The organism is Flaviaestuariibacter flavus (assembly GCF_004337505.1).
Lineage (GTDB): Bacteria > Bacteroidota > Bacteroidia > Chitinophagales > Chitinophagaceae > Flavisolibacter > Flavisolibacter flavus.
Genome location: NZ_SJZI01000001.1, coordinates 136,950 through 151,976 on the forward strand (window position 1 = coordinate 136,950; position 15,027 = coordinate 151,976).

General features: G+C 58.7%; 12 protein-coding genes. 8 read left to right on the plus strand and 4 right to left on the minus strand.

The annotated features are described in order from the left end of the window. Positions 1-115: 115 nt before the first annotated feature. Entirely contained in the window at positions 116-1,369 is a 1,254-nt protein-coding gene (locus EPD60_RS00530) for a CinA family nicotinamide mononucleotide deamidase-related protein (protein ID WP_131445643.1), read from the minus strand. Between the two features lie 96 nt (positions 1,370-1,465). Here EPD60_RS00530 and dacB point away from each other — a divergent pair, with 96 nt between their 5' ends. Further along, the gene (dacB, locus tag EPD60_RS00535) at positions 1,466-2,872 is read left to right on the plus strand and encodes a D-alanyl-D-alanine carboxypeptidase/D-alanyl-D-alanine endopeptidase (protein WP_131445646.1); all 1,407 of its coding nucleotides are present in this window, start codon (positions 1,466-1,468) and stop codon (positions 2,870-2,872) included. A 120-nt stretch (positions 2,873-2,992) separates the two neighbouring features. Further along, on the plus strand, positions 2,993-3,421 hold the full coding sequence (locus EPD60_RS00540; RefSeq protein ID WP_131445649.1) for a DUF6526 family protein: 429 nt from the start codon (positions 2,993-2,995) through the stop codon (positions 3,419-3,421). A 215-nt stretch (positions 3,422-3,636) separates the two neighbouring features. Here EPD60_RS00540 and EPD60_RS00545 read toward each other — a convergent pair whose 3' ends face one another. Beyond that, the gene (locus tag EPD60_RS00545) at positions 3,637-4,044 is read right to left on the minus strand and encodes a DoxX family protein (RefSeq protein ID WP_131445652.1); all 408 of its coding nucleotides are present in this window, start codon (positions 4,042-4,044) and stop codon (positions 3,637-3,639) included. A 188-nt stretch (positions 4,045-4,232) separates the two neighbouring features. On the opposite strand from EPD60_RS00545, the gene EPD60_RS00550 reads away from it, so the two are divergent. From EPD60_RS00550 to EPD60_RS00565, 4 genes are read left to right on the plus strand one after another with little or no spacing between them, the layout of a single operon-like run. Further along, on the plus strand, positions 4,233-7,301 hold the full coding sequence (locus EPD60_RS00550; protein ID WP_131445655.1) for a tetratricopeptide repeat protein: 3,069 nt from the start codon (positions 4,233-4,235) through the stop codon (positions 7,299-7,301). Positions 7,302-7,315: 14 nt separating this feature from the next. Next, positions 7,316-8,950 (plus strand): TonB-dependent receptor, encoded by a 1,635-nt coding sequence (locus EPD60_RS00555; protein WP_131445658.1) that lies wholly within the window; start codon positions 7,316-7,318, stop codon positions 8,948-8,950. Continuing rightward, the gene (locus tag EPD60_RS00560; protein ID WP_131445661.1) at positions 8,950-9,534 is read left to right on the plus strand and encodes a hypothetical protein; all 585 of its coding nucleotides are present in this window, start codon (positions 8,950-8,952) and stop codon (positions 9,532-9,534) included. The genes EPD60_RS00555 and EPD60_RS00560 overlap by 1 nt, the downstream gene beginning before the upstream one ends. Before the next feature lie 57 nt (positions 9,535-9,591). Next, positions 9,592-10,494, plus strand: coding sequence for a class I SAM-dependent methyltransferase (locus tag EPD60_RS00565; protein WP_131445664.1), 903 nt, complete (start codon positions 9,592-9,594; stop codon positions 10,492-10,494). Between the two features lie 6 nt (positions 10,495-10,500). Here the strand turns inward: EPD60_RS00565 and EPD60_RS00570 are convergent, their stop codons facing one another. Continuing rightward, a complete protein-coding gene (locus EPD60_RS00570; RefSeq protein WP_131445667.1) occupies positions 10,501-11,337 on the minus strand; it encodes a glutaminyl-peptide cyclotransferase in 837 nt (278 codons plus the stop codon). A 248-nt stretch (positions 11,338-11,585) separates the two neighbouring features. Between EPD60_RS00570 and EPD60_RS00575 the strand changes: the two genes are divergently transcribed. Then, on the plus strand, positions 11,586-12,815 hold the full coding sequence (locus tag EPD60_RS00575; RefSeq protein WP_131445670.1) for a T9SS type A sorting domain-containing protein: 1,230 nt from the start codon (positions 11,586-11,588) through the stop codon (positions 12,813-12,815). Positions 12,816-12,940: 125 nt separating this feature from the next. On the opposite strand, the gene EPD60_RS00580 is transcribed toward EPD60_RS00575, so the two are convergent. Beyond that, positions 12,941-14,074: an NAD(P)/FAD-dependent oxidoreductase gene (locus EPD60_RS00580; RefSeq protein WP_165871352.1), complete on the minus strand. Its 1,134-nt coding sequence runs from the start codon at positions 14,072-14,074 to the stop codon at positions 12,941-12,943. A 68-nt stretch (positions 14,075-14,142) separates the two neighbouring features. On the opposite strand from EPD60_RS00580, the gene EPD60_RS00585 reads away from it, so the two are divergent. Further along, on the plus strand, positions 14,143-14,925 hold the full coding sequence (locus EPD60_RS00585; RefSeq protein WP_243647732.1) for a DUF4197 domain-containing protein: 783 nt from the start codon (positions 14,143-14,145) through the stop codon (positions 14,923-14,925). The last annotated feature ends 102 nt before the right edge of the window (positions 14,926-15,027 follow it).

A 15,027-nucleotide genomic window follows, 5' to 3' on the forward strand; every position in this document is an offset into this window, starting at 1 on the left:
CGCCGCAAAAATAAAGAGAATCCCAGAAGTTGGATTTCTGATTTGGGATTTCAGCTTTCGGGTTTACCGGACGGGCCAAACCTGTGTATGAACATCGAAAATCTGAAATCAAAAATTACAAATCATTGAGGATGAACCGGCGCAGGAAGTTGAGCGCCGCATTGGCAGTGAGCTCCATATTACGGGCGCGGTCGAAGCGGTAGTTGAGCAGCAGGGTATCTGTACGCTCGCGGTTGCCGACCGCCACCCAGATCGTGCCCACCGGTTTTTCGGGCGTGCCGCCCGTCGGTCCCATGATGCCGGAGGTGGCCAGTGCATAGTCGGTGCCCAGCACCTGCAGGGCGCCGGCTACCATGGCCCGTACGGTCTCTTCGCTTACGGCGCCATGAGCGCGGAGCGTTTCTGCCGGCACGCCCAATACGTGTTCCTTAATATCGTTGGCATAGGCCACCACGCCGCCCAGGAAAATGGCCGAGGCGCCTGCCGGCTCGGTGAGGAGGCGCGCCAGGTAACCTCCCGTGCAACTCTCCGCTGTGCCCACCGTTCGGCCGCGTGCCTTCAGCACCCGGTGCAGCGCCTCAGGGAGGGAAATATCTTCGTCCGCAACCAGCCATTCGCGCACCTGGTGCTTCAGTTCGTTAAACTGCCGGTCAAGTTCCGTTTCAACTGCGGTGGCATCGTCGCCACGGGCGGTCAGCCGCAGGCGCACGAGGCCGTAGGAGGGGAGGTAGGCCAGCTTGATCCACGATGGCAGCGCTGCTTCAAAGTCAGCGATATGCGCCGCCAGGTCCGACTCGCCCTTGCCTGCCGTGAGCGCGGTGCGGTGGCTGATCCCGGGCAGCGTAAAACGTTCTTTCAGTCGGGGCAGCACACTATCGGTGATAAGGCCTTTCATTTCGTGCGGAACGCCGGGCAGCGATACATATACGACGCCATCTTTTTCAAACCACATCCCCGGCGCGGTGCCGCGCCGGTTGGGCAGCACGGTGCAGTTGTCGGGCACCTCGGCCTGCTTCAGGTTTACTTCCGAGGGCTTCCGCCCGAAACGCGAGAAGATATCGTGCACATTCTGCAAGGCGTCTTCGTCGACGCGGACGCCCGCAGCAAAGTAATCACGCAGGGCGGGCTTGGTGATGTCGTCGGCGGTAGGACCCAGTCCACCGGTGATGATGAGGATATCGTTTTCACGACTCTCGGCCTCCAGCGCCTGCAGGATCTCGTCGCGCAGGTCGCCGACCGCCACGCGGCGCTTCAGCCAGATGCCCGCGCGGTTCAGCTCCTGCCCGATGAAAGCGCTGTTGGTGTCGATGGTCTGCCCGATCAGGAGCTCGTCGCCGATGGTGATGATGGAAGCGGAGATGGGTTTCATGGACGCAAGATAACGAGAGGGAAATCTTTCAATCGCGGATCTCAGGATCCTGGATCTACCGTTCGCGGATTCCTCGCGCTTGGCTAACTTCGGCGCATGCGATTGAACGTTATTCCGGTTTTTTTGATCGGCACGCTGGCTTATTCGACGGCGGCCGGCCAGCCCGTTGCCGAGCGCCTGGCACGCGCCTGGCAGCGCTTTGAAGGTGATTCGCAGATGCGGTCGGCGATGGCTTCGCTCTACGTGGAAGAAGCAGGTGGCGGCACCGTGGTTTTTGAGAAAAATGCTTACACCGGCCTGGCAACGGCTTCCACCCTGAAGGTCGTCACGGCGGCCAGCGCCTATGAGCTTTTGGGAAAAGACTTCCGGTATACCACCCGGCTCGCATACGACGGGAAGATCGAAAAAGGAATGCTTCGCGGAAACCTCTATGTGATCGGCTCCGGCGACCCGAGCCTTGGCAGCTGGCGCTGGAAAGAAACCGGTACCGATTCGGTGATGGCCCGGATGGCGCGGGCGGTGCGTAGCCAGGGCATCCGGACTTATTCCGGCTTATCGATCGTGGCTCCCGGCTGGAACGAAGAAGCGATCCCCGACGGCTGGACCTGGAATGACATCGGCCAATACTACGGAGCCGGCAGCACCGGCCTTACCTGGCACGAGAACCAGTTCGATATGAAACTGCAGCCGGGGACCAAAGCCGGCGATTCCATACGACTGCTGGAAGCAAAGCCCGACCCGGTGCAGCCGGTACGCATTGCCGCTGTCACGGGCGCGGCAGGCAGCGGCGACGACAGCTATCTCTATCACGCCATCGGGATAAGCGGTGCTTCGTGGGGGATGGGGCCAACGCTGCGGGGCAGCATCGGCGCCGGTAAAGTGATCACCGTTTCAGGCTCATTGCCCAATCCCGTGGCTACGTTCGCGCAGGAGTTCCGCCTGCAACTCCGGAATACGGCCCAACAATCAGGCGGGCCGCTGATGGCGCCAACCGCCGATACGGCGAAAATGACCGTTTTTTACCGCGGGCAATCACCGCCGCTCGACAGCCTGGTATACTGGTTCCTGCGCCGCAGTATCAACCTGTATGGTGAAGCTTTCCTGAAAACCATTGCCCTGGAGCAAAGCACAAGCGCATCGACGGTAAAGGGCGCCCAGCTGGTCCGCGACTTCTGGAAGGAAAAAGGTATCGACCCGGTGGAGCTGCGCCTTCGCGACGGCTCCGGCCTTTCACCGGAAACCCGCGTCACTACGCATGCGCAGGTGCAGGTGCTGCAGTATGCGCGGAAGCAGTCGTGGTTCGGTGGCTATTATACCGGCTTCCCCGTTTACAACGACATGAAAATGAAAAGCGGCACGATCAGCGCGGTCAAAGGCTTTTGCGGCTTTCACAAATCGAAAGACGGGAAAGAATACGTTTTTTCATTCCTGGTCAACAACTACAACGGCCGCGAAAGCAGCATCGTGCAAAAGATGTATGCGGTGCTGAACGAGCTTAAGTAGACGTTTGATGCGAGATGCCAGACGTCAGATTTCTGGTGACTGGTATCGTAGTTGGATAGGCTTTGCGAATAACATTAAACCGATTAACGACCTGGCTACTTAACCAATTGACTTCTTATTATGGCTGAACAAAACTACAAGAACCACTCCCGCCTGAGCAGCGGCTACCACGGTGTTACCCTGGGCCTGATCGTGATCTTCGTTGTCGGGTCCATCCGGTACCTCGTGCGGGAAGAGACGGCCGATAAGTATCCCGCGGTGTTATTCGTTTTACTTTCGGTGATCCTCCTGCTGCTGTTTGTTTTCATCCGCAGCTTTGCTTTGAAAGCACAGGACCGTGCCATCCGCGCCGAAGAAAGCTTGCGTTATTTCATCCTCACCGGCAAGCGGCTCGACCCTTCGTTGCGCGTCGGCCAGGTGATCGCACTGCGTTTTGCATCAGATGAAGAATTGCCGGCCCTTGCCGAGCGGGCGCTCCGGGAGCAGCTTGGCAACAAGCAGATCAAGGAAGCGATAAAGAGCTGGAGAGCCGATTATCACCGGGTCTGACCTCACCCCCGGCCCCTCTCCGGGACGGAGAGGGGTGCCTCTGTTGGGCATTCGTTACTGTTTGAACCATTACTCTGATTGATGCTCAAAAGCAAAGAGCGGATGCCGAAGGCATCCGCTCTTTAGTATCAGGTTAAGCAGAAGACTGTTTGAGACTGTGAGAGAAATTGCCGGGAGTCACCCCTCTCTGCTCCGGAGAGGGGCCGGGGGTGAGGTCATTTGCCCAGAAACCGGTCCAGGCTCACTTTGCCGGGGCCCAGCAGCAGCACCGCCAGGTAAATGCCGAGGAAAAGCGCCGCGGTTTGCCCGTCGCCGAAGAACTGGCCGCCGTGTGCCTTGAAGAGCGCCACGAGCATAGTTACGATCAGCGGGATGGAAGCAAGGCGGGTGAAAAGACCCATGATCAGGAAGGCAGAGCAGAAGAACTCGGCAAAGACAACGAGCGCAAGGGCCACGGTAGTGCCGGTGCCGAAGGGGTCCATGAACTTGCCGGATTTTTCTGAAAAATGAGCCAGCTTGTCGAAGCCATGCGGGATCATCAGGATGCCGCCGGTGAGGCGTAGCAGGAGGGTGCCTATGGTGAATGCCGAGTCGGAGGTGCGGGTACTGAATAGTTTTTTCATAGAGGTGTTTTGGAGCGGCAATGATACGAAGGATCGCTGCCGGAAAAAAGCAGGGCCCTTAACAAAGTTTTGGTAACTCCCGTTCCCTTATTTTGCGTCCTTTGAAAGCGACCGGTAGGTGGCGGTGATGCTTCACCGATACTAATTCCGGGTCGCCGGCGTTATCACCCTAACGGCAATAGCAGTCTATGAAGCAACTCCTGTTCGCACCGCTCTTTCTCGCAGCCGCGCTGCACAGCCAGGCCCAGCAGCCCAATGCGCTGCGTACACCGGAAGCGTCGGCGCTGGCCACCAACACGGCCGACCCGTCCTTCAGTCTTGCCAAAGAGTATTTCCAGAAAGGACAATACAACCTTGCCTGGCCGCTGCTCCGCGACCTGCGCCGCTCCATCCGCGAAACCGATCGCATCAACCGTGCGCTCGATGTGCAGGATGTGGAATATTACACCATCGCTTCGATGCTGATGCTGGGTGAGCCCCGCGCCGCGGTGGAGGCCCAGCAATACATCAACGTCACGCGCAACAACGCCCGCGTGCAGCAGATGAACTTCCAGCTCGCCGAATACGAGTTCCGGCAGGGGCAATACGCCGAGGCGCTGGCCCACTACGAAGCTGCCGGCACCGCCAACATCTCCGACGCCGAGCTCGGAGCCGCGAAGTTTCACCAGGGCTATGCCTACTTTACCCAAAAGCAGTTTGCCGCCGCCAGGCCGCTTTTCGCCGAGGTACGTGCCCGCAAAGACGACCCGAACCGCCTCGATGCGGCCTATTACTACGGCTTTATTTCCTTCGCCGACCGCAACTACAGTGAGGCCCTCAACGCTTTCCGCGAAGTGGAAGACCACCCGGTGTACCAGCGCGTTGTACCTTATTACGTAGCCCAGATCTATTACGTGCAGGGCCGCAAGGAAGAAGCGATCCGCTATGCCGAAGAGAAGATCCGGCAGGGCAAGGCGCAGCAATACGACCTTGAGCTGAAGCAGCTGCTCGGGCACGCTTATTTTGAAAAAGGCCAGTTCGCCGCGGCGCTGCCTTACCTCGAAGAGTACGTGCGCCGCTCACAAAAGGTACGTCGCGAAGACCTCTATGAGTTGTCGTATTCTTATTACCAGCAGCCCGATTACAACAAGGCCATCGAAGGCTTCCGCCAGCTTAGCGGCAAGGAAGATTCGCTCAGCCAGCATGCCATGTACCTGCTCGGCGACGCTTACCTGAAAACGAACCAGAAAAGCAATGCCCGCAATGCTTTCCTGTTCAGCGCATCCAACAGCTCCAATGCGTCGCAGCGCGAGATCGCACGCTTCCAGTATGCGAAGCTGTCGTACGAGCTCGGCTACCAGGATGAAGCCCTGCGCAGCCTGCGCTCATTTGTAAATGATTATCCGGCTTCCCCCTATAATGCAGAGGCAACGGAATTGCTGGTGGCTGCACTCGCCAACACCAACAACTACCGCGATGCACTCACGCTGCTGGAAGGGCTGAAAAATCCTTCGCCCGGCGCGCGCCGCCTGTTACCCCGCATCCTCTACGGGCGTGCCACCGAGCTGATCAACGACGGGCTGCTGGGTGAAGCCGACGCCCTGCTCGACCGCGCGTTGCGGGCGCCGGACAATGCCCCGGTACTGCCTTTTGTCAATTTCTGGAAAGGAGAGATCGCCTACCGCGGCAACCGGATTGATGATGCTATCCGCTATTACACCGCGTATCTCAATGCAGGCGCACCCGCCGGGGGCGATGCCAATGAACGCAACGTAAAATACAACCTGGGCTACAGCTACCTGCGCAAGGAAAATTACAAGGTGGCGCAATCCTTCTTCGAGCCCCTCGCCCGAAATGTGTCGCTCGGGTCCGATGCTTTGACGCAGGATGCCTACCTGCGTGCCGCCGACACCTATTTCATGCAAAAGCTGTTTGCGCAGGCCCGCACGATGTACGACAACGTGATCCGCTTCTCATGGCCTGCGGAAGACTATGCTACTTATCAAAAAGCGCTGATCACCGGCATCACCAACTCGAACGAGAAGATCAGCCTGCTCAATAACCTGATTCGCAAGTTTCCTTCCTCCTCGCTGGTTGACGACGCCAACATGGAGATCGCCAACACGTATCTCGCCGACGAACGCTACCGCGAGGCGGTGCCCTACCTCGTAACACTTACGAAGGCAAGCGGCAACGCAACCTCGAAGCCGCAGGTGTACCTGAAGCTGGGCATCGCCTACTTCAACCAGAAGCAGTACAACGAGGCCATCGCGCAGTTCAACACCATCATCACGCAATACAAAGCTTCGGAGGAAGCCGACGATGCGCTGGAAAACCTGCGGACCATTTACGTGGAGCAAGGTCAGCCGAACGCGTACGTGGATGCGGCACGCCGCGCCGGTAAGCCGCTGTCGGTGAATGCGGAAGATTCGCTGACCTATTCGGCCGCGCAGCTGCAACTGGAGAACGGCAACACCGCCGCGGCGCAAACACAGCTCGAGGGCTACCTGCAGCGCTTCGGCACCGGAGCTTACTCCCTCGATGCGCATCACAACCTGGCAGGTATCTACATCAATAAACGCGACTCCGCGGCGGCGCTGCCGCACTACGAGGTGGTGGCCGAACGCGCGCCCAACCGCTTTGCCGAAGGCGCGGTGCTACAGGCCGCCCGCATCTATTTCTTCTCCCGTAAAGACTATGCGCAGGCCGAGAAATATTACCAGCAGCTGAAAGGACTTACCGGCAGCCAGGAAACCCGCCTCGAAGCGATGCGCGGCCTCCTGCGCAGCCAGTACCTGCAGCAGAAGTGGGCTGATGCTACCGCCAATGCTCGCGACCTGGTGGCCCTCAAAGGCAGCAGCACCGACGATAAGGCACTTGCCAATATGGTGCTTGGCCGCTCCGGCCAGCTTGCCGGCCAGTGGGATGCCGCCATCACCGCCTTCCGCAACGTCATCGCTGTAAATAAAGCCGCACTTGCCGCCGAAGCGCGCTACGAGATCGCCGCATCCTACCTCGCGCTCAACCGCGATAAGGATGCCGAGAAGGCCGCCTTCGAAGTGATCAACAAGTCGGGCTCCTACGAGCTGTGGGTGACGAAATCCTACCTCCTGCTTGGCGACCTGTATTTCCGTCAGAAAGATTACTTCAATGCCAAGGCAACCTTCCAGAGCGTAGCCGACAACAGCACGAACCCCGAGCTGAAGGCCGAGGCAACGCGCAAGCTGCAACAGGTGACCGAAGTAGAAGCCGCTAACTCCAAAATCGGCGGACAATGATCAAAACAAACAAGATGAAGCGTACGCTCCTCATAAGCGGTGCCGCCCTCGTGGCCGCCGCGGCATCGGCACAGGATTCCACCCGCCCCCGCGCGGTGAATGTGACCGCCTCCTTCCGGCCCCAGCTGAAAGAAGCCGCCAAGATCAACTTCAATGCAACGCCGCCCGTGGCCGATACGTCGCGGCCCGTGCTGCAATACCGCATCCCCAACCAGAACCTGCTCTTCGCCTTCCAGCCCGGATCGCTGAAACCGGTGGCGCTTTCGGTCGACAGCATCCTGAAGTGGGACAACTGGAACTACGTGAAGGCGGGCTATGGTACCCAACAGACGCCCTATATTGAAACAGGTCTTTCGATCGGTGATGCATCGAAGGCCGGCTTGAACGTTTACGGTAACTACTTTCAGTCGAAAGGAAAGCTTGCTTTCCAGGAAATGGCGCACGGGCAGTTCGATGCCGTTGGCCAACTGAAGGCCGGCGCCAACCACGAGGTGACGGCTCGTCTTGGTTTCCAGAACGACCAGTATTATCGCTACGGGACGGATTCGGCTGCCCTGGCGCATCTCACCAAAGATTCGCTGTCGCTCCGCTACACCGGTTTCCGGGGACGCATCGGCCTGCGCAATACCAACGTAGGCGCCTATGGCATTTCCTACGCACCCGAGCTGCGTTTCGACGTATTTGGCGACAACCATAACGGCAATGAGACGGCCACTTATTTCAATGTGCCGCTGCGCAAGACCATCGAGGGCCGTTTTGAAGTGGAACTGGCCCTGGACGGTGGTATTATCAACTACGAGTCGGCCGCCAAGGTGAAGTCGGACAACAACTATTTCCAGGTGTCGCCTTCGCTGTTTGTGAAAACGGTAAGCCTGTACCTGCAGGCCGGCATCCGACCTTCGTGGGATAACGGCACTTTCGACCTGATGCCCAACGTGCTGGCCGAAGTGGGCACCGCGGATAAGCGGCTCTCTGTAATCGCCGGCTGGACCGGCCGCGTGCGGCCCAACACCTTCCAGTTCCTGGCGGGCTACAACCCGTGGATCGCGCAGCCCCTGGCCATCAACAACACCCGCATCGAAGAGATCTACGGCGGCATCAAGGGTACCGTCACCGATCATTTCAGCTACCTGGCGCGTGGCGGCGTCAACCGCCAGGTGAACGCCCCGCTGTTTGTAAACGAAGGCACGGGCAACAATTCTTTCGGCGTGATCTACGAGCCCGACATGCGCACGATCAATGTGCACCTCGAAGCCGGCTATGCCGTGGGTGACCGGTTCAACCTGCGCTCGACACTCGATATGAACCGCTATACGAGCCTCGAAACCGAAGAGCGCGCCTGGGGCCTTCCGCGCCTCGAGTTCAACACGGCCCTGCGCCTGCAGGTGCTCCGCGACCTGTACGTGAAGGGAGATGTATGGGCATTTGATGGTATTTATTGGCGCGATCAGAGCGGCAACACCGGCCGCACGGGTGCTGCTGTGGATGCAAGCGCGGGGCTTGAATTCGCTGTTTATAAGAACATCAAACTCTGGGCGCAGTTCAACAACCTGTTCAACACGCAGTACCAGCGCTGGAACCAATACAAAACTTATGGCTTCCAGTTCATGGGTGGAGTTGTATTTTCGTTCGCCCAAAACAAAAAGTAGTGCTTGATCTGCTCACTCAATACCTGACACGCGCCCGCAGTGTCACCATTCCGCACCTCGGCTCGCTCACCCTGGAGGCTTCGCCTGCCACCTGGAGCGTGGCCGACCGCGAGCTGGCCGGCCCGGGCTTTCGCGTGCACGCAGGGGAGGAGCGCCCGGTAGATGATCGGCAGATCGCCTTTCTTGCCGGCGCGCTGCGCGAAAGCGAGAGCATACTGACTGAAAAACTTTCCGACTTTGGCAGCCGCCTGCACCGCCACCTGCTGCGGGAACCCTTCCTGTGGCCCGGGGTAGGTCTCTTGCACTGGCAGGACGGACGCCTTGCCCTGCAGCCTGCCACACCGGTGCTGCTGGCGCCACAGCCCGCCGCGCGTGTTATTCATGCCGATGCCCGTCATTCCATTCGGGTGGGTGAGCAGGAAGTGTGGTCGGACGCGGAGCAGGCGCCGGAAACCAAAACCCGCCGCAACGAGCTGGAGTGGCTCGCCTGGCTGCTGGTAGTGCTGGCCGTGCTCTTTATCCTCTGGTGCTTTTACCGGCAGCATTTCTCGGTGCATGCCACCGGGCTTCAGACGGGCCTCTGAAGCACTTTTCCTTAATTCGGTCATTGTGCTTCCGCGCCGCTATTTTTGCACTCCATTATGAGCGCCACCGTTCACTACACGCATTGCCCCGTTTGCAACAGCAGCAACATCCACCCGCTGCTGACGGCTACCGATCACACGGTTAGCCGCAACCAGTTTGTTATCTGGCAGTGCGACGACTGCAGTCTTCGCTTTACCCAGGATGTGCCCGATGCGGCGCATATCGGTCCTTACTATAAATCGGAAGATTACATTTCGCACACCGACACCAAAGAGGGGTTGGTTAACCGCATTTACCAGCAGGTACGGCGGCATACGCTGCAGCAAAAAGTGAAGCTTGCGATGCGGGTAAGCGGCAAGCAACGCGGCCGCGCGCTCGACGTAGGCTGCGGCACCGGCGCCTTCCTGGCGGCATTGAAAGAGGCGGGCTGGGTAGTGACGGGCCTGGAGCCCGACCCGGATGCCCGGAAGATCGCAGCTGCGCGCGCCGGGCTGGAAGTATTGCCGGCGGAGGCGCTTTATGAGCTGCCGCATGCGTCTTTCGATGTCATCACCCTGTGGCATGTGCTGGAGCACGTGCACGAGTTGCAGCGGTATATGCAGCAGCTCCGCGCCCTACTGGCGCCGGGGGGTAAGCTGATCATCGCCGTGCCCAACTATACGTCGGGCGATGCGCAGACCTATGGCGCTTTCTGGGCGGCTTATGACGTGCCCCGCCACCTGTATCATTTTTCACCGCGCTCGATGAAAACGCTTGCGGAGCGCAACGGTCTCCGCCTTGTAGATCAGAAGCCAATGTGGTTCGATTCCGTATACATCAGCCTGCTGAGCAGCCGCTACCGCCATGGGCAGACCAACTGGATCGGCGCCCCGATGGCGGGCCTGCGCTCGAATTTCAAAGCTTTCTTCAACCCCGAGCGCTGCAGCTCGCTGACCTATGTATTGGAAGCGGTGAAGTAACGCAGCTCAGAGCGTCAGCGTAAGCTCGTACAGCTCCGGCCAGTTTTTGCCCGTTACATAAAATTTCTTCGTGTCGGGGTTGTAGGCGATGCCGTTGAGCACGTCCACGTTGGGATTTTTCGCCTTGGCACGAACGGCCAGTTGCGAAAGGTCCATGCGGCCAACGATCTGCCCGCTGCCGGCATCGATCTTCACGATCTCGTTGGTTTGCCACACATTGGCGTAGATGAAGCCGTTGATGTACTCAAGCTCATTGATCATCGATACGGGCATGTTGTTTTCGGTTACGCCCTGTGTACGGAGCAGGCGGAAGGTGCCGGGCTCATAATAATAAAGGTTGGAGGAGCCGTCGGATGCGATGAGGTTGGTGCCGTCGGTGGTGAGGCCCCAGCCCTCGGGCTGCGCCAGCGGCAGCGATTTGATCAGCTGCAGGGTTTTGGCGTCGTACACGAGCACCGTTTTTTCCTTGTAGGTAAGCTGGTAAATGGTATCGCGCAGGATAATGACTCCTTCGCCGAAATATTTTTCATCGAGCTTGACGGCCTTTTTGCGCGCACCGCTGGCGAGGTCAACCTGCAGGAGCCAGGATTTCCCGTTCTCGCCCGTGCTTTCCCAGAGTTCGCCTTTATAGAAGCTGAGTCCCTCGGTAAAAGAGGTCACATCATGCGGATAGGCACCGGCGACGGTGTAGGATATCTGCGGTGTACCACTGGTTGTGGAATTCTCAACAGAAGTTGGATTGGTCGTTTCGGTGCCGGTTTCGCCGGAGCCATTTCGGAACGCATTATATACGAATGCCGCTACTACAATGAGAATCAGGGCGATGATGAGGTTGCGCTTCATGCGGGCAAAAATAAGATTTCGGGCTACGCAGGACCGTTAAAGAAAAAAATGGTACTCTATTTGCATTTTCAATATGGCGGTATATATTTGTACCTAGTCCTCAATCCTAGGGAATTCTGTATCCCGCCGCCGTGAAAACACTTATTTTCCATTATCCCCTGAAGTCCACGCGCTAACCCGTACACTTCCAATCCTTTTTGAAGCCGTAATCAATCCAGTACCTGTGGTTCCGACCCAACACGGAAACTATGAGGCTTCTACTTACCTGTCTGACAATTTTCAGCTGCCTGCTTGCTGGCGCCCAGCGCACCTGCAGCAGCTCCGAATATACTGCCGCACGCATCGCTGCCGACCCGGCTGCCGCCTCCGGCATCAACGCCGCCCGCGCCTTCCTGGGACAGCGCTCCACCCTGCGTCTGCAACACAGCGTCACCTACCGCGTACCCGTTGTGGTGCATATTCTCTACGCTAATGCCGCACAAGATGTAAGCGACGACGCCGTACGCAGCCAGATCGACGCGCTCAACCGCGATTTCCGCCGTATGAATGCCGACTCGGTAAATACGCCGCAGTACTTCCGCAGCCTCGCCGCCGACGCAGCCATCGAGTTTGTGCTGGCTTCCGTTACCCCCGAAGGCTATCCCACCAGCGGCATCGTGCGCAAATACACGGGCGTTAACCAGTGGCAGCAGGACGATGCGATGAAGTTCGCCTCCGCCGGCGGCGACAATGCCTGGGACAGTCACTCTTACCTCAATATCTGGGTTTGCCCGATGGGCCGCATCCTGGGTTATTCTTCCGCCCCGGGTGGTGCCGCCGACCGCGACGGCATCGTGATCAACTATTCGGCTTTCGGTACCCTTGGCGCCGCGGCACCTTTCGACAAAGGCCGTACCGCGGTGCACGAGGCCGGTCACTGGCTCGGCCTGAAGCATATCTGGGGCGACACCTATTGCGGCGACGACGAAGTGGTCGATACTCCGAAGCAAAGCAATTACACTTCGGGATGCCCCTCCGCCATCCGCACTTCCTGCGGCAACAGTGCTACCGGTGATATGTACATGAACTACATGGACTACACCAACGACGCCTGCATCAACCTGTTCACCGAAGGCCAGGCGGCCCGCATGCGTGCCAACTTCGCTCCCGGCGGTCCGCGGGCTTCACTCATGGTAAGCAAAGGCCTCGGCAAGTCGTGGGCAACGCCACCGGCAGCGGCGCGCGCAACCGAAGCGCCTTCGGGAGCTGTTTCGGTTTATCCCAACCCGGCGCAGTCGGTGCTGCATATTGATTTCGGCAACAATACCTGGACGGGCAAGGAGCTGCGCGTTTACAATACCCAGGGCGCAATGGTGCAGCGCGTTCAGATCGGCAGCCGCCTCCAGCCGCTGAACACCAATGGCCTGAGTGCAGGTGTATATTGGGTAGTGGCTACCAACGGCGAGGAAGTGATCCGGAAATCTTTTGTAAAGCAATAAGAACCGCCGTGCGAATTTGTCCGAAACCCGGATCGCAGCACCGGTTTCCTGTTGCAGCCAGGGTGCGAAGGATATTGCTTCACCTGCGCGCATGATCGGGCAGTCAATTCAACCTGGCGCGTCCGTTATAAATTAACAAGCTTTGCCAGCTTCCTTCCGGCCTCCGGCGCTACGGCCACCCCAATGCCGCCGAGTGCCACGGCTGCCAGGATGCGCGGCCGCACACTCCCCATCACGGGGTATTTGTCTGTTCCCATTCCCATAATTCCGCTCCAGCGGAGCTCAATCGAATAGGTGCCGTGCTTCCCGGGCAGGATCACCTCGTTGAGAAAACGCTCCAGCTCGCCCTGGATCAGCGGGGTAGTGGCGTGTTCATTGCTTCGCTCCTCGTCGAAAGCCTTGTTGCGGGCCCCGCCAAGCAGCACGCGGTTGCCGAGGTTGCGGAAATAGTAGTAGCCTTCATCAGCATGAAAGGTGCCCCGCCAGGGCAGTCCTTCAATAGGAGAGGTGAGGAGCACCTGGCCGCGCGCGGGCGTTACACTCAATTCAGGCAGCAGGGAGCCCGCGGCCGTGTTGGTGCATACGGCGAGGTAATGGGCTTTTACCGAAAAGTCGCGGTCGGTATGCACCTCCACCGAATTGCTTTCTTCGGTAAAGGCAGTAACCGACACGCTGTGCAGCAGCTGTACGCCCTTGCGTTGCAGGTGTCGCCGCAGGGCGCCGGCCAGCTTGCCGGCGTGCAGCGCGCCTTCCCCTTCGTTGACCACCATTGCCGATGTGTTGCCGAAGCCGAAGCGGGAGATCTTATTCGAACATTCGCGGAATGTATGCTTTTCGCCCGTGATCGGCCGGAGGAGCCGGTTGATGTACTCGATATTTTCAGCCAGCACCTCGCTGCTGAAGCCGCCGGGCGGGAACAGCTCGTAGCCGCCGCACCAGTCAAGGTCGATGTCGGAGGGCTTCCAGTATTTCCTGATCTGCTTCAGCCCGCGGTAACGCAGGGCCACCAGGTCGAGCATGGAGTCGTTCCCGATCTCGGTCGCGTCGGCCACCAGCTCGCCGAGCGAACCGAAGCAGGCAAAGCCCGCGTTGCGGGTGGAGGCACCCATCGACATGAAGTCTTTTTCCAGGACGGCGATCCGCGCCTTCGGGTAGCGACGCAGCAGGTGAAAAGCCGTCCACAGGCCCGCAAAGCCACCGCCGGCAATCACCACGTCCTGTGGCGCCAGCACCGTTTCTTTTTCCCAGATACTGAACATATTATAAAGGTACTTTAACGCGCACTTACGACCGATTCCTGTATTTTCACCCTTCAACACCATCTTCTATGAAAAAATTGCTGCTCGTGATGGCTGTCGGCTTTATCGCCGCTTCCGGCCAGGCTCAGGGACTCAAAGGATTGCTCAACAAGGCGCAGACGGCCGTAAAAGACAGCGCTGCCCGCGCCCAGGTGACCGAAGTGGTCAACCGCGAAGTTTCAAAAATCACCGGCGGCAGCGCCAGCCTTTCACACGACGATATCATCAAAGGCCTCAAGGAAGCGCTCAGCGTGGGCACCAACAACGGTACGGCCCGGCTTTCGGCAGTTGACGGTTTCTTTAAAGATGCCGCACTAAAGATCCTGATGCCCGCCGAGGCGCAGAAGGTGGAGAAAACACTCCGCAACCTCGGCTTTGGCAGGCAGGTTGACCAGGCCATCCTGAGCATGAACCGCGGTGCTGAGGACGCGGTAAAGAGCGCCGCACCGATTTTCCTCAATGCCATCAAGGGCATCACCATCCAGGACGGCATCGGCATCCTGAAAGGCGATAACCAGGCCGCTACCAGCTACCTGAAGGGTAAAACCCAGGCTGAGCTCACCACCGCCTTCCGCCCGGTGATCGAGCAGTCGCTGCAAAAAGTGAATGCCACCAAGTACTGGAGCACCCTCTTTACCACGTATAATAAAGTGAGCAGGGACAAGGTCAACCCCGACCTGGCCGCTTATGTTACCGATAAGGCCCTCTACGGCATCTTCTTCCAGGTAGGCCAGGAAGAGCAGAAGATCCGCCAGGATCCCGCCGCCCGTGTGTCGGAGATCCTGCAGAAGGTATTCGGCGCCGCGAAGTAATACTGGCTGCTAGCAGCCAGTAGCGCAACGGCACGACGGCGCAACGACACTACGTTTTTAATATTCAAAGGGACGCCTCGGCGTCCCTTTTTCGTTGTGCCG